The sequence below is a fragment of the Kribbella sp. genome (genome assembly GCF_035655035.1).
GTDB lineage: Bacteria > Actinomycetota > Actinomycetes > Propionibacteriales > Kribbellaceae > Kribbella.
The window spans coordinates 1-24,644 of record NZ_DASRVN010000691.1 but is presented as its reverse complement, the minus strand read 5'-3'; the positions used below and the strand labels follow the sequence as shown (position 1 = coordinate 24,644).

The 24,644-nt window shown below is 69.8% G+C and carries 25 protein-coding genes and 1 pseudogene; 12 read left to right on the top strand and 14 right to left on the bottom strand.

The window, feature by feature from the left end; genetic code table 11:
• Positions 1-145: 145 nt before the first annotated feature.
• The 5 genes from VFF46_RS36045 to VFF46_RS36025 form a co-directional block, all read right to left on the bottom strand.
• Positions 146-1,918: an ABC transporter permease subunit gene (locus tag VFF46_RS36045; protein WP_325041739.1), complete on the bottom strand. Its 1,773-nt coding sequence runs from the start codon at positions 1,916-1,918 to the stop codon at positions 146-148.
• Positions 1,918-3,072, bottom strand: coding sequence for an ABC transporter substrate-binding protein (locus tag VFF46_RS36040; protein WP_325041738.1), 1,155 nt, complete (start codon positions 3,070-3,072; stop codon positions 1,918-1,920). Before VFF46_RS36040 ends, VFF46_RS36045 begins: the two co-directional genes overlap by 1 nt.
• Before the next feature lie 85 nt (positions 3,073-3,157).
• Positions 3,158-3,709: a hypothetical protein gene (locus VFF46_RS36035; RefSeq protein WP_325041737.1), complete on the bottom strand. Its 552-nt coding sequence runs from the start codon at positions 3,707-3,709 to the stop codon at positions 3,158-3,160.
• Positions 3,710-3,801: 92 nt separating this feature from the next.
• A complete protein-coding gene (locus VFF46_RS36030) occupies positions 3,802-4,497 on the bottom strand; it encodes a class I SAM-dependent methyltransferase (RefSeq protein ID WP_325041736.1) in 696 nt (231 codons plus the stop codon).
• Between the two features lie 4 nt (positions 4,498-4,501).
• Positions 4,502-5,701: an MFS transporter gene (locus VFF46_RS36025; protein ID WP_325041735.1), complete on the bottom strand. Its 1,200-nt coding sequence runs from the start codon at positions 5,699-5,701 to the stop codon at positions 4,502-4,504.
• A 97-nt stretch (positions 5,702-5,798) separates the two neighbouring features.
• On the opposite strand from VFF46_RS36025, the gene VFF46_RS36020 reads away from it, so the two are divergent.
• Positions 5,799-7,223 carry a beta-N-acetylhexosaminidase gene (locus VFF46_RS36020; RefSeq protein ID WP_325041734.1) on the top strand — a complete coding sequence of 475 codons (1,425 nt, stop codon included), beginning with the start codon at positions 5,799-5,801 and terminating at the stop codon, positions 7,221-7,223.
• A gap of 41 nt (positions 7,224-7,264) precedes the next feature.
• Here the strand turns inward: VFF46_RS36020 and VFF46_RS36015 are convergent, their stop codons facing one another.
• Entirely contained in the window at positions 7,265-8,995 is a 1,731-nt protein-coding gene (locus VFF46_RS36015; RefSeq protein ID WP_325041733.1) for a glycosyl hydrolase family 28-related protein, read from the bottom strand.
• A 150-nt stretch (positions 8,996-9,145) separates the two neighbouring features.
• On the opposite strand from VFF46_RS36015, the gene VFF46_RS36010 reads away from it, so the two are divergent.
• Together VFF46_RS36010 and VFF46_RS36005 are read left to right on the top strand one after the other, a co-directional pair.
• Positions 9,146-10,219: a LacI family DNA-binding transcriptional regulator gene (locus VFF46_RS36010; RefSeq protein WP_325041732.1), complete on the top strand. Its 1,074-nt coding sequence runs from the start codon at positions 9,146-9,148 to the stop codon at positions 10,217-10,219.
• Between the two features lie 113 nt (positions 10,220-10,332).
• Positions 10,333-11,799, top strand: coding sequence for a wax ester/triacylglycerol synthase family O-acyltransferase (locus tag VFF46_RS36005; RefSeq protein WP_325041731.1), 1,467 nt, complete (start codon positions 10,333-10,335; stop codon positions 11,797-11,799).
• Here the strand turns inward: VFF46_RS36005 and VFF46_RS36000 are convergent.
• Together VFF46_RS36000 and VFF46_RS35995 are read right to left on the bottom strand one after the other, a co-directional pair.
• The gene (locus VFF46_RS36000) at positions 11,796-12,428 is read right to left on the bottom strand and encodes a VOC family protein (RefSeq protein ID WP_325041730.1); all 633 of its coding nucleotides are present in this window, start codon (positions 12,426-12,428) and stop codon (positions 11,796-11,798) included. The two genes, VFF46_RS36005 and VFF46_RS36000, sit on opposite strands and share 4 nt — an antisense overlap.
• A gap of 55 nt (positions 12,429-12,483) precedes the next feature.
• On the bottom strand, positions 12,484-13,224 hold the full coding sequence (locus tag VFF46_RS35995) for a hypothetical protein (RefSeq protein ID WP_325041729.1): 741 nt from the start codon (positions 13,222-13,224) through the stop codon (positions 12,484-12,486).
• A 62-nt stretch (positions 13,225-13,286) separates the two neighbouring features.
• Here VFF46_RS35995 and VFF46_RS35990 point away from each other — a divergent pair, with 62 nt between their 5' ends.
• From VFF46_RS35990 to VFF46_RS35965, 6 genes are read left to right on the top strand one after another with little or no spacing between them, the layout of a single operon-like run.
• Complete coding sequence (locus VFF46_RS35990; protein ID WP_325041728.1) at positions 13,287-14,219, top strand: Ppx/GppA phosphatase family protein; 933 nt, start codon at positions 13,287-13,289, stop codon at positions 14,217-14,219.
• Entirely contained in the window at positions 14,216-15,064 is an 849-nt protein-coding gene (locus VFF46_RS35985; RefSeq protein ID WP_325041727.1) for a sugar phosphate isomerase/epimerase family protein, read from the top strand. The genes VFF46_RS35990 and VFF46_RS35985 overlap by 4 nt, the downstream gene beginning before the upstream one ends.
• Positions 15,061-15,651, top strand: a complete 591-nt coding sequence (locus tag VFF46_RS35980) for a TetR family transcriptional regulator (RefSeq protein ID WP_325041726.1) — start codon at positions 15,061-15,063, stop codon at positions 15,649-15,651. Before VFF46_RS35985 ends, VFF46_RS35980 begins: the two co-directional genes overlap by 4 nt.
• Positions 15,651-16,220 carry an HDIG domain-containing metalloprotein gene (locus tag VFF46_RS35975; RefSeq protein ID WP_325041725.1) on the top strand — a complete coding sequence of 190 codons (570 nt, stop codon included), beginning with the start codon at positions 15,651-15,653 and terminating at the stop codon, positions 16,218-16,220. Before VFF46_RS35980 ends, VFF46_RS35975 begins: the two co-directional genes overlap by 1 nt.
• A gap of 39 nt (positions 16,221-16,259) precedes the next feature.
• Entirely contained in the window at positions 16,260-16,982 is a 723-nt protein-coding gene (locus tag VFF46_RS35970; RefSeq protein ID WP_325041724.1) for an ABC transporter ATP-binding protein, read from the top strand.
• Positions 16,979-17,716 carry an ABC transporter permease gene (locus VFF46_RS35965; protein ID WP_325041723.1) on the top strand — a complete coding sequence of 246 codons (738 nt, stop codon included), beginning with the start codon at positions 16,979-16,981 and terminating at the stop codon, positions 17,714-17,716. The genes VFF46_RS35970 and VFF46_RS35965 overlap by 4 nt, the downstream gene beginning before the upstream one ends.
• Here VFF46_RS35965 and VFF46_RS35960 read toward each other — a convergent pair.
• The 4 genes from VFF46_RS35960 to VFF46_RS35945 form a co-directional block, all read right to left on the bottom strand.
• Positions 17,713-18,747 (bottom strand): hypothetical protein, encoded by a 1,035-nt coding sequence (locus VFF46_RS35960; RefSeq protein ID WP_325041722.1) that lies wholly within the window; start codon positions 18,745-18,747, stop codon positions 17,713-17,715. The two genes, VFF46_RS35965 and VFF46_RS35960, sit on opposite strands and share 4 nt — an antisense overlap.
• Positions 18,748-18,758: 11 nt before the next feature.
• Positions 18,759-19,265, bottom strand: coding sequence for a SigE family RNA polymerase sigma factor (locus tag VFF46_RS35955; RefSeq protein WP_325041721.1), 507 nt, complete (start codon positions 19,263-19,265; stop codon positions 18,759-18,761).
• A 70-nt stretch (positions 19,266-19,335) separates the two neighbouring features.
• Positions 19,336-19,632 (bottom strand): hypothetical protein, encoded by a 297-nt coding sequence (locus VFF46_RS35950; RefSeq protein ID WP_325041720.1) that lies wholly within the window; start codon positions 19,630-19,632, stop codon positions 19,336-19,338.
• A 48-nt stretch (positions 19,633-19,680) separates the two neighbouring features.
• Entirely contained in the window at positions 19,681-20,715 is a 1,035-nt protein-coding gene (locus VFF46_RS35945; protein WP_325041718.1) for a DUF695 domain-containing protein, read from the bottom strand.
• Positions 20,716-20,889: 174 nt separating this feature from the next.
• Between VFF46_RS35945 and VFF46_RS35940 the strand changes: the two genes are divergently transcribed.
• From VFF46_RS35940 to VFF46_RS35930, 3 genes are all read left to right on the top strand, one after another.
• On the top strand, positions 20,890-21,819 hold the full coding sequence (locus VFF46_RS35940; RefSeq protein ID WP_325041717.1) for a proline dehydrogenase family protein: 930 nt from the start codon (positions 20,890-20,892) through the stop codon (positions 21,817-21,819).
• Between the two features lie 29 nt (positions 21,820-21,848).
• Positions 21,849-22,652: a pyrroline-5-carboxylate reductase gene (gene proC, locus VFF46_RS35935; RefSeq protein WP_325041716.1), complete on the top strand. Its 804-nt coding sequence runs from the start codon at positions 21,849-21,851 to the stop codon at positions 22,650-22,652.
• A gap of 124 nt (positions 22,653-22,776) precedes the next feature.
• Entirely contained in the window at positions 22,777-23,364 is a 588-nt protein-coding gene (locus VFF46_RS35930) for a hypothetical protein (RefSeq protein WP_325041715.1), read from the top strand.
• Between the two features lie 137 nt (positions 23,365-23,501).
• On the opposite strand, the gene VFF46_RS35925 is transcribed toward VFF46_RS35930, so the two are convergent.
• The gene (locus tag VFF46_RS35925) at positions 23,502-24,284 is read right to left on the bottom strand and encodes an endonuclease/exonuclease/phosphatase family protein (RefSeq protein ID WP_325041714.1); all 783 of its coding nucleotides are present in this window, start codon (positions 24,282-24,284) and stop codon (positions 23,502-23,504) included.
• A pseudogene (locus tag VFF46_RS35920) lies at positions 24,281-24,644 on the bottom strand (tryptophan--tRNA ligase); the annotation flags it as partial. The pseudogene VFF46_RS35920 and the gene VFF46_RS35925, both read right to left, overlap by 4 nt.

Here is a 24,644-nt window from a genome sequence, read left to right as displayed (position 1 = left end):
CCGCCGACCCACGGCACGACGCCGCCTTGGCTGAAGCTCTGACCGAGGAGCTGCGACGTCAAGTCGGTGAGCAACGGGGATGCGACCGCGCCGACGGTCAGCAGCACCACTTGGGTCCGCGACGGCTCTTCCTGCTCCTCCTCGCTCACGGCCGGCTCCCCGTGGTCAGCCCACGCACCACAGTGCGCCAGAACGACAGCAACAGCACAACAGGTACGACGGATGCGACAACAGCCGCTGCAGCGACCGGTCCGCTCGACGTGGAGAATTGCCGTGCCTCACCCCACAACACCAACGAGAGCGGTGTCGTGCCAGGCCCGCTGATCAAGAACCCGACGATGAAGTCGTTCCACACCAGGGCGAACTCCAACACCGCAACAGCAATCAGCGCGGGCCTGAACGTCCGCTGCACAGTCGCCAGTACTGCGCTCTGCCGCACCGGACCCTGCAACGCCTCCGACACCACAGCAGGCGGTGCCGACGCGAAGGCGGATCGCAGCAGCAGTACGGCGAACGGCAGGCCCGCCGCGGCGTGTACGAGTGCCAGTGCGACCCGCGACCCGGCCAGCCCGGCTGCGTCGATCGCGTCCCGCAGCGGAGCGGCGTACATCTGCACAGGCGTGACAGCGAGTACGACGAACACGGCCATCGCAACTCGTCCCAGGCGTTGCGGCAGACCACCCCACGCGACCAGGTACGCCGTAGGCACCGCAATCACCAGCAGTACGGCGGTCGCCGCCGTAGCAATGACCAGCGTGGACAGCAACGCCCGGAACAGCCCGACGTTGGCCGCAGCCGCGAACGACGAGACCCCAAGGCCCGACGGCGACCACCAACCGCGCAGCCCTGCCTCCCGTGGCGAGTGCAGAGCAGTAGCGACGAGTACTACCGCCGGCAACACCCACACCAGCGCCACAGCGGACCCGATGAACCAGCCGAGCCGCCGTACCATCCGCCGTGGCTGTGGTCTCCTCAGCGTGGGCTCCTGCGGTACGACGGCAACCGGCATCGCCCAGCGTCGCCGTCTCAGCCCGCGTACACCGATCAGCCCGACAGCCGCGACGATCGCGAACAGCACGACCCCCAACGCCGCCGTACGACCGGAGTCCACCTTGGACGTGGACGCCCGCCACCAGTTGAGCCCCAGTACGTCAGCGGACTGCTGCATGGATCCTGGTACGACGATCAGCACGAGGTCGAAGACGCGTACGGCCGCGATGACCAGCGTCAGCGTGACCACACCGGTGATCGGGCGGAGCAGCGGGATCTCCAACGCCCGCAGGCGTTTCCAGCCATGTACGCCCTCGGCCGCGAGCGTCCGGGACACGTCGTCCGGTATGGCGTCCAGACCGGCGCGGAAGAGCGATACGACGTACCCGAGCCAGGTCCAGCCGAACGCGGACATCAGTACGATCCAGAACAGCCCAGGGCCCAGCCACACCAGGCTGGAGCCGAACAGGTGTGTCGAGAGTGCCGTGATCGTCCCGCGCTCGGGTGTCGGGTCGAAGATCATCCGGAAGGTCGCACCTGACACCAGTACCGAGACCGCGAACGGAATCACCAGCGCGGGCTGCAGGAGCGTCGTGACGGCTGGGAGCCGATAACTCAACAGAGCAAGGGAGAACCCGACAGCGACCGTACCGAAAGCGATCAGCACCCACAGCAGACTGTTGCCGACGGCATGCAACGCGGTCGGGTCGCCGATCACCGCGAAGTTCCCGAACCCGAAGTGCCGGTTCGTGACGAACGCCTTCACCACGGTCACGCCGATCGGCACCAGCAGCACGCAGCTGAGCAGCAGCGCCGGCAGCCCGAGCAGGTACGGCCCGGCCGGCCGCCGCGGTTTGCCCTGCACCGGACGGCCGGTGATCTCCCGGCCGGCGACCTCGAGCGACAGGCCGTTCGTCTGCAGACCCATCAGCTCGTCTCCACCTTCCGCATCGCGCTCATCGCCGCGTCGACCGCGTCCGGTACCGAGTCCGCGCCCCGGCCGCCCACCGCGATCAGGAAGTCGGTCAGCACCCGCCAGAGGCCGTTGATACCGCCGAGCGGACCGAGCAGATCGGACAGGTCGAACTGCAACTGCTCGCCCGGCATCGTCAGCTGCTCCGCGAGCCGGGTCAGCTCGGGGGAGTACCCGGAGGTGCGTCCGTCGACCAGGAAGCCGCCCTCGTGGATCCACGGATCCACGGCAGCCGGTGTGGCCAGCCGTCGGACCAGGTCGCGGGAATTGTCCGAGATCGGTGCCGTCAGCACCATCACGTCACCACCGACGACCACCGGCGCCGGAGCCCCGGCGGACATCGGCGGGAACGTGAACAGCCCGATGTCGCCCGGATCCGCGGCGAACGAGCGAACCACCGGCTCCGCGAAGTCGGACGCCAGTACCATCGCCGCCCTGCGATGCCCGAACACCTCCACCAGCGCGTCCGGGAACTGCTGGACCAGCGACTCCTTCACACCGCCCGCCAGCGCGCCCGGCGCCGACCACATGGTGCCCAGCAACCGTAGGGCGGCGGCGAACTGCGGCTGCTGCGACGGATGCGGGTGTGCCGCAGTAGCAAGCCCGACGTACACCGAGGGCGCTATGCCCAGCAGGATGTTCTCCAGGAAGTCGGTGAGCACCCAGCCGTCTCCTGCGCCCAGGGCCAACGGTGTGACGCCTGCCTGTGTCAGTGTCCGGTTCAGCGCCAACCAGTCCGACCAAGACTGCGGCGGCTGTACGCCGACCTGCCGGAATACCGACGGGCGGTACCAGACCGCCGACTTGTGCGCCGTCTTGAACGGAACGCCGTACGTCGTCCCCTGCCGCACCAGGAGGCTCCGCCAGAGCCTTGCCTGACCCAGTGGAGCCAGGTCGTCGGGCATCGGCGCCAGCTCGCGCCAGTGGTCCCGTACGAGACCTGGCTGCGGCAGCATGACCACGTCCGGCCTGCGGGCGGCGGGGGAGTCGAAAGCCGTCGAGATGTCGTCGCCGAGCGGTACGACCTCTACCGGATAGCTCAGCTCGCCCAGGCCGCCCAGGACCTTGTGGAACGCGCGTAGCTCCTCGCCGCTCCAACTGACGGCCACACGCACCGCACGGCGCAGCCCTAGTACGTCACTCGAACACCCTGCCAGCAAGAGCGTTGCTGCGGCTCCGAGGAAGGCTCTGCGGCTACTCGGCATCGTCGAATCCAGTAGTACGGGTCGCGCTGGTCGTGATGAGCAGCAGGGCAACCGAGGCGAGGTCAGGGTTGGGCTTGATCGACAGGAGTGAGCCCCAGGTGGGTAGGCCGTTCGCGTCCTCCAGCACGATCACCCGCGGGTAAGCGCCGAGTGCCCGGGCCACACCGGTCAGACGGCGACGCCCTGGGGTGATCTCGTGCGGGTAGCGGTCCAGTACGTCCTCGAGTCCGCAGCCGACGGCCTGCACCCGGCTCTGCTCGCGGGCTGCCTGTTTGGTGATCGAGTTCGCTGTGAGGTGGCCGTGCACCACATTGCCGAGCACAGTGAGGTGGGGGAGCAGTCCGCCCTCGGCCGGTACCAGCCGGACAGCTCCGCCGGCCAGGACGATCGCGTCCGGTGGTGGATCGTCCAGCCCGGTCAGGAGGTCGGCCAGCCTGCGACGGTCGGCCGCATGGGGCACCACCACCGCACGCTGCTCACCTACGTCGATGCGGAGTCGCTCGGGCAGCCCCGGAACGCGTTCGAGCAGCAGTCCGTCCATCTGTGCCCGGCGCCTCCCACGACTGCCCCGTCGAATCGGTTCGTCAACCCTATGGGGACCGAGGGCCCGTCCGCAGACCACAGGGTGTCGTTTCAGTAACCACGGCTCCAGAGGTTGATCGCGTAGTCGACCTCGACGCCGGTGTGCGAGGCGAGGATCCGGCTGGCGTCCTTCGGCGTGAACTCGATCTTCACCACCGCCTCCAGGTCGGCCCGGCTCTCGAACCGCCAGCCCATGTCCAGCCGCGTCCGCTGCCAGCCGTGGTCGGCCCAGAACCGCTCCACCACCGGTGCCTTGATCATCGGGTACGACGTACTGAACCACTGCCCGAACGTCGACCGGCTGCCGTCGTTGTCGATCACGAACGCGGTCCCGCCGCGGCGCATCACCCGGTCCAGCTCGGCCAGCCCGGGCTCGCACCCCGGCCCGAAGAAATACGCCCAGCGCGCGTGCATCACGTCCACCGACGCGTCCGGTACCGGCAGCCGCTGCGCCGATCCCTGCCGTACCTCGACGTTCGGCAACGACCGGGTACGCCGCCGGGCCGCCTCCGCGAGGCCGCCGTGCGGCTCGACGCCGATCACCCGGGCGGCCGTCCGCGCGAACCTCGGCAGGTAGAACCCGGTGCCGCAGCCGATGTCGAGCACGGTCGCGGCGGTCCAGTCCCGGATCGCCCGCATCGCCGGCTCGACCACACCGTTCGGGTCGACCGCCCGGTTCTCGATCTCGTACACCTTCGGGTGCTGCCAGATGTTCGGGCTCGGGATCCCGCCTTCGGCGATGCTCACACCGCTAGACCCTAGCCAGTGCCTGTCTGGTGGTGGCGGCCAGCAGTGCCGCCGGGACGAGCAGGATGCCGCAGAAGACGGCCAGCCAGTGGAAGCCGAGGTGCGCGAGCACCGGGCCGGCAGCTGTGCCCGAAAGGGAAGCCAGGATGCCCATTGTCAGGTCGGACAGGCCCTGCGCCGACGTACGGATGCCGTCCGGGACCGACCGGGACAGCAACGTCGACCCGGCGACCAGACAGGCGGACCAGCCGAGGCCCAGCGTGAACAGGGCGAGCCCGGTGAGCACATGCGCGTCGTCGGGCGCCACCGCGGCCAGGGTCATCGCCACAGCGAGGATGCCCAGGCCGATGCCGATCGTGGGGATGCGGCCGAGCCGGTCCGCCAGCCAGCCGGTCAGCGGGGACAGGGCGTACATACCGGCCACATGGCCGCTGATGACGAAGCCGACGATGGTCAGCGAAGCACCGTGGTGCCGCAGGTGTACGGACGTCATCGACATGACGCCCACCATCACCGCGTGCGCAGTGGCGATCGCCAGCAGGCCAAGCCGCGCGTGCGGGATGCGTATGACCTGGCGGAACGTGTCGGCCAGCGGCTGGCGCTCTACCTTCTCAGGGCGTACCTGGCTGCGCATACCCAGCCAGACGGTGACCGCACTGAGTCCAAAGGCGACCACGGAGAACACGTACGGACCCGCCAGCGCCAGCAGGCCCAGCGACGTACCGATGGACCCGCCGACGCCGGTGAGGTTCGGGCCGACGATCACGCCGATCGTGGTGGCCCAGACGACCAGGCCCAGCGAGCGGGCGATCTTGCTGGGCTCAGCAGCGTCGGTGGCGGCGTACCGGGACTGGAGGTTCGAGGCTGAGCCGCTGCCGAACAGGCAGCCTGCCGCCAGGAGCAGGGCGAGAGAGCCCAGTTGTGCGGCGACGATGGTCAGTGCGGCGCCGACGAAGGCGATCAGATAGCCGAGGGACAGCGAGACCCTGCGACCGTAGGACCTGGCCAGGCTCGCAAGGGGTACGGCCAGGATGGCGGCACCCAGCGTGGTGGAGGTTGCGACCAGGCCTGCCAGGGAGGTGGAGCCGGAGACGTTCTCGGCGAGCAGGGCGGCGACCGCGAAACCGCTGGCCGTCGCGACGCCGCCGAGCGCGTTGCTGGCCACCAGGACCCGGAGAGTCGTCCGCTGCCGCTCGCTTGTCACGGGCAAACCCTCTCATGAACCTGACAGGGAAGCTGAATATAGGATCGTCCCGACGTAATTCGACGACCATTCGACTGTTTCAGCCCCTGGAGTCCGGATGCCCGATATCGCGATCGTTCCCGCACCGCGTGAGCTCACCGTCGACGAGGGCCGGTGGCTGACCGCCGACCCGATCGCCGGCGCCGTCCGGGACGTGGTCGAGAACCTCGACGCGGCCGAGTACCGGATCGACATCAGCACCGACGGAGCACGCCTGGCGGCCGGCTCCGAGGACGCGCTGCGGCACGCGGAGACGACGTACGCGCAACTCGTCGAGGCGGCTGAACCCGCCGCGGACGGGAAGGTCGCCGTACCGCTGGCGCATGTCGCGGACGCGCCGCGGTTCGCGTGGCGCGGGATGATGCTGGACGTCGCCCGGCACTTCCTGCCGAAGGAGTTCGTCCTCAACGTCATCGACGTGCTCGCGCTGCACCGGCTGAACGTGCTGCACTTCCACCTCACCGACGACCAGGGCTGGCGGGTCGAGATCGAGGCGTACCCGAAGCTGACCGAGGTCGGCGCGTGGCGGGAGCACACGATGGTCGGCAAGATGTCCCACGGCCAGACCGAGTTCGAGTACGACGGCGTCCGGCACGGCGGGTTCTACACCAAGGACGACCTCCGCGAGATCGTCGCGTACGCCGCCGAGCGGGGCATCACCGTCGTGCCGGAGATCGACCTGCCGGGGCACATGCAGGCGGCGATCACGGCGTACCCGGAGCTTGGGAACCATCCGGACCAGCAGCTGAGCGTGCGGCCGTACTGGGGCATCAGCGAGGACGTGCTGAACGTCAACGACGCGACCGTCGAGTTCGTGAAGACCGTGCTGCGGGAGGTGCTGGAGATCTTCCCGTCGCCGTACGTGCACCTCGGCGGCGACGAGTGCCCGTCCGTGCAGTGGGCCTCGTCGGAGGCCGCGCAGAAGCGGCAGGCCGAGCTCGGGCTCGACGAGCCGGGACAGCTGCAGGGCTGGTTCACGGCGCAGGTCGCGGAGGTGCTGGCCGAGCAGGGGCGGCGGCTGGTCGGCTGGGACGAGATGGTCGAGACCGACTGCCCGAAGGACGCGGTCATCATGGCCTGGCGCAGCGCCGAGCGCGGCGAGGTGGCGGCGAAGGCGGGTCACGAGGTCGTGATGGCGCCGTGCGAGTCGGTGTACTTCGACTACTACCAGGGCGATCCGGCGACCGAGCCGCTGGCGATCGGCGGCCACATCCCGCTGCGGAAGGTGTACGACTTCGAGGTGATCCCGGCCGGGCTGTCGCCGCAGCAGCAGGCGCTGATCGTCGGGACGCAGTGCCAGATCTGGACCGAGTACATGGAGGGCCCGGAGCAGGTCGGGTACATGCTGCTGCCGCGCCTGTCCGCGTTCGCCGAACGCGCGTGGGGCTCGCCGAAGACGCCGTACGACGAGTTCCTCACCCGGCTCCGCCCACACCTCACGCGCATCGAGAACCTCGGCCTGAACTACCGCCCACTGGACTGACCTTCCAGGGGCTCAGGGCAACCACCCTGAGCCCCGGCCGGTCAGTTGGTGGTGGTCTTGAAGGTGGTCGGCGAGTCGTTCTGGAACGCGACCTGACCCGGGCGGAGGTTCCGCACCGTGGTGCGGGTGAAGGTCCCGGTACCGGTGACGCCGGAGTTGATCAGGATGCCCTGGTTCGCCGGGCCGTCGATCGTGGTGCCGATCAGCGTCGCGTTCACGAACTGGCGATCGACGAGCACGCCCGATCGCAGCGACCCCTTGACGAGGTTGCCGGTCATCGTGACGTTCGTGTACGCGGTTGGGAACAGCGACGTCGGCGACGGCGAACCGATGTGCACACCGGTCCGGACGCCGTTCCAGCCGCCACCGCCGATCAGCGTGTTGCCGCTCACGGTCGCCGACTCCAGCGGGTGGCCGGTGTCGCCGAAGATGCTGATGTCCATCGCGTTGTTCGACGACACCGTGTTCACCAGGTTGTCGCGGACCTCGACGTCCTTGCCGCCGGCGATCCGGATGCCGTTCGCCCAGTACGGCGCCACCGCGGTGTTGTTCAGGATCTTCGTACCGGCCATCTGCCCGTTGGTGCCGCTCGCCCCGGCATCGGAGTACGTCGCGAACGCGTCGTCGCCGGTGCCACGGGCGAAGCTGTTCCGGATCGTGAGGTTGTGGCCGAGCTTGTCCGGGTTCGGGGTGTTGCCGTTGTTGGCGTTGAAGCCGTCGCCGTAGCTGTCCGCGGTACGGCTGTTCTGCAGCACGCCGTTCGTACCGGACAGCCAGTTGGCATCGGTGTGCCGGGTCCACACGTGGTCGATCAGCCAGCCGCCGGCGCCGCTCGCGTTGAAGCCGTAGTCGTCACCGCCGGCTCCGCCGATACCGCGGTAGATCGCGTTGGTGTCGACCTGCAGATCGGAGACCGTGGTGCCTGAGCCCACCAGGATCTGCGATCGCCAGCCGCTCGGCGGAGGTGACAGCGGCACGCGGCGGTAGAGCGTCGTGTGCCACATACCGGCGCCCTGCACCTTGACGCCGGTGAAGTCGAGCGGGATCGGCGCCAGGCTGTTCGTCAGGTACTTGCCGGGCGGGATCCATACCGACTTGCCCTGCGTTTTCGCGTCCTTCACGGCGTTCTGGATCGCGACGGTCGAGTCGGTGGTCGTGGTGGGGTCGGCGCCGTACGAGATCACCGACAGCGAGTTGGCCGGTTGGGTCAGCGCGGCCGGCGCGTTCTCCAGGTCGACCGAGTCCAGGTCGTACACCGGCGAGGTACTGGACGCGTCCTTGCGGAACGTGATCGTGCTGCCCGGGGCGATGGCGGCACCGCTGACCCACACCGGGAACTCGTTGTAGAAGTGGAAGGCGCGGCCGCCGCCCCGCGGGTCGTCGGGGGTGGTTGTCGAGTTCTGGTAGTACCAGGCCTGGGTGGAGCTGAGCGTGATGTTCTGCCGGAACGTGCCGTTCACGTACAGCGCGATCGGCGCGGTGATGCCGCCGCCGGTCGCGGTGTCGGGCAGCGAGGCACGGACCACCAGGGTGTTCGCCGGCTTGCCGGTGGTGTTGCGCAGCGTCACGGAGTCGCCGGTGTTCCTCAGCTCGGTGAGTGCGTAGCCGGAGGCCTCGAGTTCCAGCGTCGCGGTGGTGGGCACCGTCGTACCGGGAGTGATCCTGCGGACTCTTGCGCCGCCGCCGAGCGTGCCGCTCTCGGCCTCGAGCGTGACGAACGGGAGCGTGGCGCCGGCGGCCGTCGCCTTCTCCGGCGCGGCGATCGCGGGCATTTGATTGCCTGGGGCAACAGTGAGTAGGAGGGCGGCGCACAGCAGGTACCTCGTGCGACGACGGGGGCGGTCGTGGTGCATCGGGTTCACCTCACCAATTTGCTATATTAATTTGGATTAGTATGTTAAGCCCGATCGGGGGATGAGGGAATGGCCCCGCTGTATCAGCAGATCAAGCAGGCGCTGCGGGACGAGATCGACGCCGGGCGGTTCGATCCGGCGGAGCCGTTCGTGACGCAGCGCGAGGTGTGCGAGCGGTTCGGCGTCAGCTCGATCACCGCCGTTCGGGCGCTGAACGACCTGGTCGCGGAGGGGGTTCTGGTGCGGCGCCGGGGGGTCGGGACGTTCGTCGCTCCGGTACGGCGGCGGGCGGCGCGGTCGGGTGCGATCGCCTGCATCGTGAACGGGCTGCACGGTCTGCGTGGCGCCCATCTGACGAACATCCTGGCCGCGGCCGAAGACGTGTGCGCCGGCGCCGGGTACCAGTTGGTCCTTCAGAACTCGGCCGACTCGACAGAGCGCGAGGAAGGCGCCGTGCGCCGGGCACTCCAGTACGGCGTGGACGGCATCCTGCTGTATCCCGTGCAGGGTCGCGCGCATCCGGAGGTGTTCGCCGAGGTCCGCAGGCGCCGCGTGCCGCTGGTCATGATCGACCGCTACCGCCCCGACGTACCGACTGACGCGGTCGTGGCGGACAACACCGACCTGGGGCTCCAGCTCACCGCGCAGCTGATCGCGGCCGGGCACGAGCGGATCGCGACGCTGTGGGGTGAGACCGAGTGCACCAGCGTCACCGATCGGCAGGCGGGTCACCTGCAGGCGTTGCGCGCGGCCGGTCTGCCGATCCGGCCTGACCTGACCGCGCTCCGCCCGTACGAACCGCTGGACGAGAAGGGTCGGCTCGCGCTGCTGGCCGGGCTGCTCGGTACGCCGGAGCCGCCGACCGTCCTGCTCTGCGCCAACGGCTACGTCCTCGCGATGGTCGCGCACGATCTCGGGCTGCTCGGGCTCCGGGTTCCGGACGACGTACAGCTGGCCTGTATGGACGACTCCGGGCCGTACGAGACGCTGCCGCTTGCCGGTGAGGCGGTGCTGCCGTCGGCGGAGCTCGGCAGGCGGGCGACGGAGCTCCTCCTGGAGCGGATCACCGGCCCCGCGGCCCCGCCGCAGCAGCTCGTGCTGCCCGTCCGGCTTGGTGAACGGCGTACGGCCGGTGTCCGATAGTTGTGACGTCAGTAGCTGCCGCGGTAACCAATTCTTGGTGAAGGCTGTTGTGGGGATGTGGACGCATTCCCGCCCGCCGACGACGATGGGCGTGCCGCGAACCAGGAGGGACGATGACCGCAGTCGGGCCGCTGGATGCGATGTTTCTCGGTGGGGAGTCGCGGGAGCAGCCGATGCATGTCGGCGGGCTGATGCTGTTCGAGCTGCCGGAAGGCGCCGGGCGGGACCACGTGTTCCCGGAGAGCTCGCGGGACTTCGTGTCGCGGCTGTACCACGAGTTGGTGGCCGCGCCGGAGGTGAACCCGCTGTTCGCGCGGCGGGTGCGGAACCGGGCGGTGGACCTCGGGTACTGGTCGTGGGAGCAGGACGACGCGATCGATCTCGAGTACCACGTGCGGTTGTCGGCGCTGCCGCGGCCGGGGCGGTACCGCGAACTGTTCGAACTCACCAGCCGGCTGCACGGGACGCTCCTCGACCGGCACCGCCCGCTGTGGGAGATGCACCTGATCGAAGGCGTCGAGGGCCGCCGCTTCGCGATCTACAGCAAGATCCACCACGCGATGCTCGACGGAGTCACCGCCCTCCGCCTGATGCAACAGACCCTCACCACCGACCCCACCAAAACCAGCATGCCCGCCACCTACGCCCTACCGGACGGGCAGACGCCACCACCCACCAACCCGTTCCCTGGGGCCGGACGCGCCGCCGGCGGGGTGCCGACTCCTGCGGAGTTGTTTGCTGCGGTCGCGCGCGTTCCCGGGCGAACCTTCGGCTCCGCCGCGCATGCGGTTGGTGGTGCGGGGCGGTTGTTGGCGGATTTGGCCGGGTTGCCGCCGGCGGGGTTGAGGAGTTTGTTGTATTCGACGATGCCGTTTCAGGCGCCGCGGACCGTGTTCAACCAGGGGGTCACGGGAGCGCGGCGGTTCGCGGCGGAGTCTTGGCCGCTGGAGCGGTTGGAGAAGGTACGGGCGATCACCGGCGCGACGCTGAACGACGTACTGCTCGCCATGTGTTCAGGTGCCCTGCGCAACTATCTGCTCGACCTGAACGCGCTCCCCGGCAAAGCTCTGACCGCGATGGTCCCGGTGAACATCCGGACCGCGGACAGCGGCCCCGGCGGCGGCAACTCGCTCGGCACGCTGATCGCCGACCTCGCCACCGATCAGCACGACCCGGAGAAACGGATCCGCCGGATCATGGCGTCCACCGCGCAGGCGAAGAGCGTGCTCTCCGAACTCACCCCGCTGCAGAACCTGATCGTCGGCGCCCTCGGCTTCGCGGTCGCCGGTCCCGGCGCGGTCCTCCCGGGCGTCGCCGGCCGTACGCCGCCGCCGTACAACCTCGTCATCTCGAACGTCCCCGGCCCGACGGAGAGCCCGCTCTACTGGAACGGCTCCCGCCTGCTCGGCCTCTACCCGGCCAGCATCGTGATGAACGGCCAGGCGCTGAACATCAGCGTCACCAGCTACGCCCACCAACTGCACTTCGGCCTGATCGGCTGCCGCCGCACCGTCCCGCACCTGCAACGCCTGCTCGCCCACCTCGAAACCTCACTGACCGAGCTGGAGAGCATCCACTAAACGCGAACGATCCCGTTCGGGGTCTGGAAGACGGCGGCCACCAGGCCGGGCTGCCCGTTCGGGCCGACCCAGCCGACGTCGAGGTCGTCCAGGAGGTGGTCGGCCGGGTGGCCGATCCAGTCGGTGACCCGGGTCGGGTCGCCGGCGATCTCCAGGCCGGTGAGCTTCACGTCCTTGCCGCCGATCGACGGGTGCTCGCCGAGGTCGTCCCAGTGGATGAAGAACGGCAGCTGCGGGTCCGCGATCAGTCCCTTGACGCCGATCTGCCGCCAGGTCAGGTTCACCCCGTCGGGCCGGTGCCGGTTGCCGGGCACCGCCTGCCGGCCGAGCCGCTTCTCCATCGCCTCCATGTCGGTGACCTCCACGACCCAGCCGAGCCAGCCGCCGCCGAGCTCCTTGCGGGCCCGCACCGCCTGCCCGAACGGCGCCTTGTCCGACGCCGGGTGGTCGAGCACGTCGACGACCTCGATGTACCGGTCGTTCTCCAGCGGGAGGATGTGGTTCACGGTGCCGAACCGCGGGTGCACGCCGCCGTCCACGAACTCGGCACCGAGCAGCCCCGAGAGCCGCTCGATCGTGGCCGCACAACCGTCCGGCCCGCACGCGTACGACAGATGATCCAGACGCATGCCAGCCATTCTTGCCCCCCGCACCGACAATCCGTCGCGCAGGGTGTGTCGCGCCCTACTTGGACGCGGGATGCGGCAGCAGCGGGCGGGCCGCCTCCAGGTGCTGGCGGCACAGGTCGGCGAGGACGTCGTACGCCTTCTCGCCCATCAGCGTCTGCAGCTCGACCTTGCTGGACTCGAAGACCGGCTCGACCGCGATGTGCGCCTCGGTGTTCCCGGTGCAGTACCAGTCCAGGTCGTGCCCGCCGGGGCCCCAGCCGCGCCGGTCGTACTCCCCGATGCCGACCTCGGTGTACGTCGTACCGTCCGGCCGCTCGACCTCGCGGAACGTCCGCCGGATCGGGAGCTGCCAGCACACGTCAGGCTTGGTCTCGACGAAGTGCACGCCGCGCTTCAGCGCCAGCCCGTGCAGCGCGCAGCCGGCGCCGCCGGCGAAGCCCGGCCGGTTCAGGAAGATGCAGGCACCGTCCCAGACCCGGGTCTTCCGGTCGCCGTCGTCGTCGGTCTCGACCCAGCCGTTGGTGCGGCCCTCCTTGCGGAACTGCCAGTCGTCCTTGCCGAGCTCCTTGACGTACTTCTTCACCCGCTTCTCGTCGTCCGCGTCGGAGAAGTGCGCTCCGAGTGTGCAGCAGCCGTCGTTCGGACGGCCCTTGTAGATCCCCTGGCAGCCGCCGCCGAAGATGCAGGACCAGTTGGACGTCAGCCAGGTCACGTCGCAACGGAAGACCTGGTCGTGGTCGTCGGGGTCGATGAACTCGACCCAGGCGCGGGGGAAATCGAGAGAAACCTCAGGCACCTTGAAAGCCTACGCGCAACCGGGCAGGACCTGGTACTCCGGTTGTCCAGTAGCGTGAGGGTATGCGGCTCGGCGTACTCGACGTGGGATCAAACACCGTCCATCTGCTCGTAGTGGACGCGCATCGTGGTGCCGCGCCGCTGCCGGCGTACTCGCACAAGACCGAGTTGCGGCTGGCCGAGCACCTCGACAAGGACGGCAAGATCGACGAGTCCGGTGCCGACGGGCTGATCGCGTTCACCAAGGAGGCCGTGGAGCTCGCCGAGGACAAGGGCTGCGAGTCGGTGCTCGCGTTCGCCACCTCCGCGCTCCGCGAGGCGCCGAACGGCGAGAAGGTGCTGGAGAGGGTCCGCAAGGAGACCGGCGTGGACCTCCAGGTGCTCAGCGGCGACGACGAGGCCCGGCTGACGTTCCTCGCCGTACGGCGCTGGTTCGGCTGGTCGTCGGGCCGGCTGGCGGTGTTCGACATCGGTGGCGGCTCGCTGGAGATCGCGGCCGGATCGGACGAGCAGCCGACGGTGGCCGAGTCGGTCCAGCTGGGTGCGGGGCGGCTGACCCGGGAGGGGCTGACCCAGGACCCGCCGGACAAGGACGAGGTCCGCGCGCTGCGCCGCCGGATCCGGATGGAGCTGGCCGCGGTCGCCGGTCCGGTACTGCGGGCCGGGAGGCCGCAGCGCTCCGTGGCCACCAGCAAGACGTTCCGTTCGCTGGCCCGGATCACCGGGGCAGCTCCGTCCGCGGACGGGCCGTACGTGCCGCGCACGCTGAACCGCGACGACCTCAACGACTGGATCCCGAAGCTGACCACGATGACGGCCGCCGAGCGGGCCGCACTGCCCGGCGTCTCGGCCGGGCGCGCGTCCCAGCTGACCGCCGGCGCCCTGGTCGCCGACGCCGTGATGGACCTCTTCGACCTGCCCGCGCTGGAGGTCTGCCCGTGGGCTCTGCGCGAGGGCGTCATCCTGTCCCGGCTCGACCAGCTGCAACCCCGATGAACCCCCGCACGACCGCGAAGATCGGCCTGTCCACCGCGTCGGTCTACCCCGAGTCCACGGCCAGCGGTTTCGAGCTGGCCGCCCGGCTGGGGTACGACGGGGTCGAGGTGATGATCGGGATCGACCCGCTGAGTACCCAGATCGACGCCATCAAGAGGCTGATCGACTACCACCAGCTGCCGGTGCTGGCGCTGCACGCGCCGACGCTGCTGATCATGCAGCGGGTCTGGGGTACGGACCCGTGGAGCAAGCTCGAGCGCAGCGCCGAGGCAGCGAAGGAGCTCGGCGCGGACGTGGTCGTCGTACACCCGCCGTTCCGCTGGCAGCGGGACTACGCGCGCGGGTTCGTCGAGGGCATCGCGCGGCTGGAGGCCGAGACCGGTGTGACGCTCGCGGTGGAGAACATGTACCCGTGGCGCGCGCCCGGCCGCGACCTGCAGGCGTACGCGCCGAGCTGGGACCCGACCGAGCAGACCTACGCGCACACCACGCTCGACCTGTCGCACGCGTCCACCGCGGAGCAGGACTGCGTCGAGCTGGCCGCGACGATGGGCAAGAGCCTCACCCACGTGCACCTCACCGACGGCACCGGCTCCGCGAAGGACGAGCACCTGGTGCCCGGCCGCGGTACGCAGCGCGCCGCCGACCTGCTCACCGAGCTGGCGAAGCAGGACTTCGGCGGGCACATCATCATCGAGATCAACACCCGGCGCGCGACCAGCCGCTCCGAGCGCGAGGTCGACCTGGTCGAGTCGCTGGAGTTCACCCGCCGGCACTTCGTGAAGACCCGGCGGACGCCGTTCGCGGTCACCCCGGACGGTGAGATCTCCGAGCTGACGCCGTGACCGCTCCGCGCCGTACGCCGGGGCGGAGACCGGGCGGACCGGACACCCGGGGAGAGATCCTCGAGGCGGCCCGGGAATCCTTTGCGGACAAGGGCTTCGCGGCCACCTCGATGCGTGCCGTCGCCCGCCAGGCCGGGGTGGACGCGGCGCTCGTGCACCACTACTTCGACAGCAAGGACGGGCTGTTCATCGAGGCGATGGCGATCCCGGTCGACCCGCGCCGGATCGCGGCCCGGATCCTCGACGGGCCGCCGGAGCAGATGGGCCGGCGGATCGCGGCCGCGTTCCTCGGGGTGTGGGAGACGCCGGACGGGCGGCAGCGGATGCAGGCGCTGTTCGGGAGCATCGCGGGCAGCGAGGAGGTGGCCCGGATGATGCGCGAGGGCATCGGGCAGATGATCATCCAGCCGGTCTCGCAGTCGCTGCACGTCCCGGACGCGGCGCTGCGGGTCGGCCTGGTCGGCAGCCAGCTCGTCGGCGCCGCGATCCTGCGGTACGTCGTCCGCCTGGAGCCGATCGCGTCGATCGACCTGGACACGTTGATCGACCGGTTGGCGCCGGTCCTGCAGCAGCACCTGACCGGCTGATGGAGATCCCTCGCGACTCCGAGATTCGTGCGTTGCACCGGGAGTACGCCCCGAGCCGGGAAGCGTTCGAGGTGGTGTACGAGCACTGTCAGCTGGTGAGTTCGGTGGCGTCGCAGTTCTTCGACGGGCTGGACCTCGACACCGATCTGGTGCGGGCGGGCGCGCTGCTGCACGACATCGGCGTGTACCGGTTGGAGTCGTCGGCGTACGTACGCCATGGCGTGCTCGGGCACGAACTGCTCGCCTCGCTCGGGTTCCCGCTGGAGATCTGCCGGTTCTGCTCGTGTCATACCGGCGTCGGGATCAGCCGGGACGACGTCCTCCGGCAGGGGTTGCCGATCCCGGTCGGCGACTACCTGCCGCGGACACCGGAGGAGGAGCTGGTGATGTACGCCGACAAGTTCCACAGCAAGCGGACGCCGCCGGTGTTCCTCTCGGTGGATACGTATGCAGCCGAGGTCGGGCGGTTCGGCGCGGACAAGGTGCGCCGGTTCGAGGAGCTTCGGGAGCGGTACGGCGTACCGGAGCTCGGCGCGCTCAGCGAGGCGACCGGGTACGCCGTCGTCTGAACTGTTGTCACGCGGGCCGGTGCGCGCTAAATTCATCATATGATGAAAAACTCGGTGAGCTGCCGCGACGTGGTCGTGGTGCGCGGCGAGCACGAGGTCCTGCACGGAATCAGCTTCGACCTCCGGGCCGGGACCGTGACGGGTCTGCTCGGGCCGTCCGGTTGCGGGAAGACGACGCTGATCCGCGCGATCGTCGGCCTCCAGGCACAGGTCACCGGCGAGGTGTCGGTGCTCGGTCTGCCGGCCGGTGCACCGAAACTGCGCGGCCGGGTCGGGTACGTGACCCAGGAGCCCAGCGTGTACGGCGATCTGACCGTCACCGAGAACCTGCGCTTCTTCGCCGCGGTGCTCGGCGTCCCGGCGTCCGACGTGGACCAGGTGATCGAGACCGTCGACCTCGTGTCGCACGCCGGCGTACGCGTCGATCGGTTGTCCGGCGGGCAGCGGTCGCGGGTGTCGCTGGCCGTCGCGCTGCTCGGCAGTCCCGAGCTGCTGGTGTTGGACGAACCAACGGTCGGGCTGGATCCCGTGCTGCGGCGGGATCTCTGGGCGTTGTTCCACCGACTGGCCGACGACGGTGCGGCGCTGCTGGTGTCCAGTCATGTCATGGACGAGGCGTCGCGCTGCGATCGGCTGCTGCTGATGCGCGAGGGTGAGTTGCTCGCCGACGAGACCCCGGACGCGTTGCTGACCACGGCCGGTACGTCGGACATCGAGCAGGCGTTCCTGACCCTCATCGAACAGAAGGAGGCGGCCCGATGACTCCGCGTGTGACCCTCGCCGTTGCCGCCCGGGTGATCACCCAGTTGCGCCGGGACCCGCGGACGGTGGCGCTGCTGATCGCGCTGCCGACCGTGTTCGTCACGTTGATGTGGTGGATGTTCCACGACAACCCGGTGGTTTTCGACCAGATCGGCGGGCCGTTGCTGGCGATCTTCCCGTCGGTCGTGATGTTCGTCGTCACCGCCGTGACGACCCTGCGCGAACGCTCCGGCGGGACGCTGTCCCGGTTGTTCACGATGCCGATGGCGAAGCTGGACTTCCTGCTCGGGTACGCGCTCGCGTTCGCGCTGGTCGCGCTCGTCCAGGCGGTCGTGCTGGTCTCGATCGCCCTTTACCTGCTGGGGTTGGACATCCAGGGTGCCGCCTGGCAACTGGGTGTGGTGGCGATCCTGGACGGCGTCCTCGGTGCCGCGCTCGGCCTGCTGTCCAGCGCGTTCGCGGCCACCGAGTTCCAGGCCGTCCAGATGATGCCGGCGTTGATGATCCCGCAGATCCTGCTCTGCGGCCTGTTCGTCCCGCGGTCCGACCTGCCGTCGGTCCTGCACGCCCTGAGCGACGTACTCCCGCTCTCGTACGCCGTGGACGCCGTCCTTGGAGTTGCCAAGGGCAACGGCTTCACCACGACCACCGGCGCCGATGCCCTCGTCGTCCTGGCCTTCATCCTGGCCGCCCTGGCCCTCGGCGCCGCCACCCTCAAACGCCGCACTGCTTAGGGAAGGGTGCGGACGACCTTGCCGTTCTTGTCCAAGGCGGTGATCTTGAGGTCGGACAGCTTGGCTGTGGTCGGCTGGGACCGCCAGATGTAGGCGAACCAGCCGTCGGTGACCGGGATATCGGTCTGGGCCGTCGGGCTGAACTGCAGATGGATTCTGGTTGCCGTGGCGGCAACCCGGCCCCAGCCGCGGACCTCGTAGCACATCTTGGTGCCGCACTTCTGGCCGCTCAGGTCGCGGCCGGTGTACAGGTCCGCGCGTCGCGAGCCTTTCGCCGGCGTGAGGATCGGGTCCTTGCCCTGGACGAGCGAGTCGAGGGTGAGGAACGCCGTACCCCGCATCACCATGCCACCGTCCAGCGAGTTCTTCTCGATCTCGCAGGTGATCGCGTGCCGGCCGGTCGGCGAGACCGCTGTGAGCAGCATGCTCGGCCAGGTCTTCGAGCGGGCGGACGCGACGATGTGCCACTTGGTGACGTCCACCCAGCTCTGGGCCGAGCAGTTCAGCAGTTGCGTGGCCGGGTCGGCCGGCAGCGGATCCTTGCGGAGTTTCGCCAGCAGGGCCGCCGTCGGCCGGTCCCCGCCGGGGACCGTGCACAGCTGGATCCGCTTGGCGATCCTGATATCGGTGTTCGTCCGGTCCCCGACCCGCAGGCCGCCGACCACCTGCGCCACCGGACCCTTCAGGTCGGGCAGCCGGAGCTTGCAGCGGCGGTACGCCTCGGCCTGGGACACCGGTACGCCGACAGCGGCTTCGCCGTGGGCAATGCCGGGCACGGGCTCGAAGTACGCGTCGTGCTGTGCGCCGCCGGCGGCAGGTGTCTCGCGGGCCTGGGTGAGGTTGGGGAGCACGCCGCCGGCCGTGATCGCGGCCACCGCCACGACGGCGACCGTGCCACCGACGGTGAAGATCTTCCGGCGCCGCCGGCCGCGGTGACCGCGGTCCAGCAGCGGGGCGGTGTCCAGTGGGTCGAACTCCTCGGCGTCGGCGAGGCGGTTCAGCTCCGCGGTGACGTCACGTACTTCGTGCATCTCGTTCTCCTTCACAGCGGCTGGCTTGCTCTGCGCTGGTCGATGGCTCGGCGGAGAGTGTCGAGGCCACGGGCTGCCTGGCTTTTCACGGTGCCTTCGGAGCAGCCGAGGATTTCCGCGGTCTGCTCGACAGACAGGTCCTCGTAGTACCGCAGGACGACGCAGGCGCGTTGCCGCGGACCCAGCGAGCGCAGGGCCACCAGCACCTCGTCCCGGTCGGCGTGCCCGGCGGTGAAGTCGTCCAGCTCGGCCCGGTCCGGTAGCTCGGCGATCGCGACCTCCCGCCGCCACGGCCGGCGCCCGCCGTCGTACGCCGCGTTCACCACCACGCGACGGGCGTACGCGAACGGGTTGCCTACCCGCCGTACCTTCGGCCACGCCAGGTAGAGCTTGTACAACGCGTCCTGGACGATGTCGTCGGCCCGGTGCCGGTCACCCGCCACCAGAAACGCCGTCCGCCGCAACGCCGCCGAGGCGTCCTCGACGAACTCGGCGAACTCCCGGTCCCGCTCCGCCATCCGAGCCTCCCACTCTCCATCTCCACCCCAAGACGGAAAGCTCCGGCCCCCAGGTTGCACCCCAGGAAGATTACGGACGCGTCCGGTACAAGCCGTACGAGGCGCCACCGGTGATCACGACGCCGACGAGCAGCAGCACGGCGGCCCGCCCGCGGCCGCCGGGCTTGTTCTTCATGTCGTCGTACGACTCCGTGACGGTGCCGGTGGTGCGCTGCACGATGCACAGGTCGCCCGGGCTCATCGGCCGATGGTTGCAGGTCGGCGTGGCATTCGGGTCCGCCGGCGCGATCAGGAAGTAGATCCCCATCCCGATCCCCAGCACCCCCAGCGCCAGCCCGAACCAGACGAACTCCCGCAACGTCTTCACGAACCACCCCTTCAACCGTCCCCACAGAGCAAGCTGGAGGACAGTACCTCAGCCGGCGAGGTGGGCGACGGAGTGCCAGGCGGGGTCGGGGGTGCTGGTGACGGTGACCTTGCCGTGCGGCCAGCCGGTGGTGGCGGCCTGGAGCTGGGCGTCGGCCGGGGTGGTGCCGTCGGTGTAGTAGTGCAGGATGCGGACGCCGGCGGAGGTCTCGTGGGCGAGCAGGTTGCCGGAGCCGCCGAGGCGGTCGGTGAGGTGGTCCTCGAAGGCGCGCAGCTCGTCCAGCATCTCCGACTCGGGCAGGCCGTCCTCCCGTACGACGGGGTACCGGATCGACACCGCCACGTGCGTGTCCAGGTGCGGGCGCCGGATCGAGCGCAGCGGGTACTCGGCGGTCGCGATCACCCGCTGGCCGTCCCGCGTACCTTCGAGCATCTTCCACGCCGGGCTGCCGTCCTCCAGCGTGTGCTCGGCCGCGAACCCGGCCACCGCCGGCAGCAGCTCCGCCACCGGTACGGCGTCCGCCGGGGCGTCGGTGAGCGGGTCGATCGCGCCGACCCACGTCTCCACCATCTCCTCGCCGAGCACCAGGTCGAGGATCAGGAACGTCACCCGCCGCTGCGTGTCCACCGGCAGCGACGCGAACGCCGGGTGATGGACGCCGACGTGTACCGACGCCGAGTCCGGCTCGATCGACACCACCGACTCCTCGATCGCGACCGGTGGCAGCCCGTCGAACCGGATCGTCGCCACCGGCCCCGGGCGGCGCAGGTCGGCGTACTCCCAGACCTGGTCCGACGGCGGCGCGGCTCGCAACCAGCGGCGGGCGACCGCACGGTGTTCGGGGTTGCCGGCCGCGGTCACGATCAGCACGTGCTCGGCGTGTAGCCCGGGGCCCAGCTCCCACTCCAGATCGGGGTGGATCCGGCCGATCCGGTCGCTCAGGTCGGTGTTCGCCGCGGACGGTTCGCGGCGGGCGACGGCGTCCGCCACCAGGCCGGCGCCGGTCGTCGTCCACCAGGACCAGAACGCGCCGATCGGGTCGGCCTCCACGGCGTTCCGGCGGCGACGCTTGAAGATGGGCATGAGCGCATTCTGTAACAGCCAGGGGTGCTGGAGGCACGCCCTACCATCGAACCAGTGACCGTGCTGGTGTGGCCCCGGCCACACTGGCGGCAGGCGATTCCGCAAAGGCTGGTTCAGGCGCGTAACCTGCATTCACCACTGGCAAATGGGTGGGTTGATGAGGAGGAACACGTAGTGCTTCGGCGAGTCCTGCTGGGCATGTCCCGCAGCCCCCAGATCAAGAAGGCCGTGTCGTCGCTGCCGGTGTCCAGCGGCATCGTCGCGCGGTTCGTCGCCGGTGAGACCGCTCCGGAGGCCGTGCTCGCCACCGAGAAGCTGGTCAGCAACGGGCTGAACGTGACGCTCGACCACCTCGGCGAGGACGTCACCGACCTGGCCGCCGCGACCGCCACCGCCGACGCGTACCTGGACGTGCTGAAGAAGCTCTCCGCCGCCGGCCTGACCGCGAACGCCGAGGTCTCGGTGAAGCTCTCCGCGGTCGGCCAGGCGCTCCCCGGCGACGGCGAGAAGATCGCGCTGGAGAACGCCCGGACCATCTGCCACGCGGCCCGCAACGCCGGTACGACGGTCACCCTGGACATGGAGGACCACACCACCACCGACTCGACGCTCGGCATCCTCCGCGAGCTGCGCCAGGACTTCCCCGAGACCGGGGCGGTGCTGCAGGCGTACCTGCGACGTACCGAGGGCGACTGCCGCGACCTCGCGCACTCGGGCTCCCGGGTCCGGCTGTGCAAGGGCGCGTACAAGGAGCCGGAATCGGTCGCGTACCAGGAGAAGCGCCAGGTCGACAAGGCCTACGTGCGCGCGATGAAGGTCCTGATGAACGGCGACGGCTACCCGATGATCGCCTCGCACGACCCGCGGCTGATCTCGATCGCGGGCGCGCTCGCCGACCGCGCCGGCCGCAAGCCGGGCACCTTCGAGTACCAGATGCTGTACGGCATCCGCCCCGAGGAGCAGCTCCGGCTGGCCGGCCTCGGGCACACCGTGCGCATCTACATCCCGTACGGCGCGGACTGGTACGGCTACCTGGTCCGCCGCCTCGCCGAGCGTCCCGCGAACCTGCAGTTCTTCGCCCGCTCCCTGGTCAGCAAGAAGTAACCGGTCGCGCGGACGGATAGCCTGTGGACATGAGTGCACAGGTGGCCGTCCTCGGGGCCGGCGTGATGGGGGAGACGTTGCTGTCCGGGCTGATTCGGGCCGGCCGGCGACCGCAGGACCTCCTGATCACCGAGCGCCGGCCGGAGCGTGCCGCCGAGCTGCGGGAGCGGTACGGCGTCGACGTGGTGTCCAACCTGGAAGCGGCGAAGCGGGCGGACACGCTGGTCCTGGTGGTGAAGCCGCAGGACATGCCGGACCTGCTCGCGGAGATCGCCCCGGCGGTGCAGCCGACCCAGACGATCGTGTCGCTCGCGGCCGGCATTACCACCGGCTTCGTCGAGTCGCGGCTGCCTGAGGGGGTCGCGGTGGTTCGCGTCATGCCGAACACGCCTGCTCTGGTCGACGAGGGGATGGCCGCGATCTCGCGCGGTGCGCATTGCGACGAGAGCCACCTGGAGCTCGCCGAGGGTCTGCTCGCCGCGACCGGCCGGGTGGTGCGGGTCCCGGAGAAGCAGCAGGACGCGGTGACCGCGATCTCCGGTTCGGGTCCGGCGTACATCTTCTTCGTTGTCGAGGCGATGATCGAGGCCGGCGTGCACATGGGGCTGCCGCGCGGTACGGCGACCGAGTTGGTCGTGCAGACGGTGGCCGGATCCGCGAAGCTGCTTCGCGAGACCGGCGAGCACCCGACCGTACTGCGGGAACGCGTCACGTCGCCCGGTGGTACGACGGCGGCCGCGGTGCGGGAACTCGAGGACCACAAGGTCCGCGCGGCTTTCCTGTCCGCGATCGAAGCGGCCCGCAACCGCTCCCGCGATCTCGCTGCCGAATAACCACCTCGCCCGACCCCCTCTCTTCTTTCCTTCCCTTCTCTCCCTCGGGGGAAGGCGCCGAATAACACCTGTCCCTCAGGTGGCGTTAAGGTGGGCGCCGAGGTTTTCCTGCCAGGTTCGAGGGATGAGTCCGCCCATGGGTAATGGTTCGGTCGAGCCGGTCACCGCGCCTGCGCAACCACAGCAGGCCCAGGAGGTTCCGCCGCTGCCGTGGCGGGTTCCGCTGGACCCGGCGCCGTGGTGGGCCTGGGTGCTGTTCGTGCTGCCGTTCGTCGCCGTGCCCGCGCTGAACTCGTGGCTCTGGATGGGCGCCCGCGACATGCTCGCGGTCGGGCTGCTGACGATCATCGGCGCGTCCGTGGTGCGGGTCGCCGGCGGCGTCGTGCTGTACCGGGTCGAGCTGTTCCCGACCGGCCTGAAGGCGCGCACCAGCATGCTGATCCGCAGCCTGGCCTGGCAGGACGTCGGCAAGATCGAGATCGGCGAGGACAGCGTCGTACTCACCCGCGGCCCCGACGAGCACGAGATCAACGGCATCCCGGCCGACCGCACCGCCGAGGTCGCCGCGGTGATGGAGGCCCTCCGGGACCGCTCCCTCACCACCCAGGTCCGCCGCCACCGCCCCCGCCCCGGCATCGGCACCGCGCTGATCCTGCTCTACGTGATCCTCTCCATCGGCGCCTTCCTGCTCCGCTGGCACATCGTCATCTGACGACCGCCACGCCCGACCACCCTCGCCCCCGCAGGCAGCCCTGTTCGCCGGCGGACCGTTTCAGAGGTGAACCTGCCGGCCTGACCGTTCCGGGTCCGGATGCCGGCGGTGAACGGGCAAGCGGAGGGGTTAACCCCTCAAACGCGCGGGGCGGAGGAGGGCTGGTCGAGTTCCAGCGTGGCGACGACCGGCCAGTGGTCGCTGGGGAGTCGGCCTTCCGGGCGGAAGTGCGAGACCGCCGCGTCGGTTACCTTCCAGGTCGGTGTGACGAGGAGGTGGTCGATGCGGTCGCCGTCCTCGGCGCCGGTGAAGTCGTGCCAGCTGCCGCCGGCCTCGGGCGGGACCGCGAGCGACAGCCCGGAGGCGAGCAGCGCCTTCAGTGGCGGGGAATCCGGGGTCGCGTTCAGGTCGCCCATCACGATCCACGGCAGCGTCCCGCTGATCCAGCGCGCGATCAGCCGCGACGACTGGAGTTGCGCGACCTCGCCCGCGTGGTCGTAGTGCGTGTTGACGACGCCGACCGTCGTACCGTTGCGGTGCCGCAGCCAGGCGAGGGTCGCGATCCGGGTCAGGTCGGCGTCCCACCCGATCGATCCCGGCGTGCCCGGATCGTCGGACAGCCAGCGGGTCTCGTGCCGCTCGATCCGCCAGTCGCCGGGCCGGACCAGGACCGGGGAGTGCTCGCCGGCACTCATCCCGTCGTCCCGTCCGGCGCCGACGATCTGGTACTTCGGAAACCGCCAGCGCAGGTACTCGAGCTGGTCCGGCAGCACCTCCTGGAGCCCGACCACGTCCGCGTCCAGCCGTTCGATCGCCGCCACCGTCGCCTTCCGCCGTACCGGCCAGGCGTTCTCGCCGTCGGGCGCGGAGGAGTTGCGGATGTTGAACGAAGCCACACGAATACCTGGGCGGATCTTCATGGAGCAGATCCTGCCAAACCCATCGCCCGGGCCGCAGCCTGGAGCCGCGGCGTGCTCGCCTCGAGCGCCCGGTCCCGCCCCTGCGCGAGCAGGTGGTCGATCGCGCCCGGGTCCGTCGCCAGCCGCGCGTACTCCTTCTGCAGCGGCTCGATGACCGCCAGTACGGCGTCCGCGACGTCCTGCTTCAGCGTCCCGTACGACGTGTACGACGCGGCCAGTTCGACCGGGTCGCCCGCGGTACAGGCGGCGAGGATCTCCAGCAGGTTCGTGACGCCCGGCTTGTTCTGCTCGTCGTGCCGGACAACGTTTTCGGAATCCGTGACGGCGCGCATGATCTGCCGGCGGATCACGTCCGGCGGG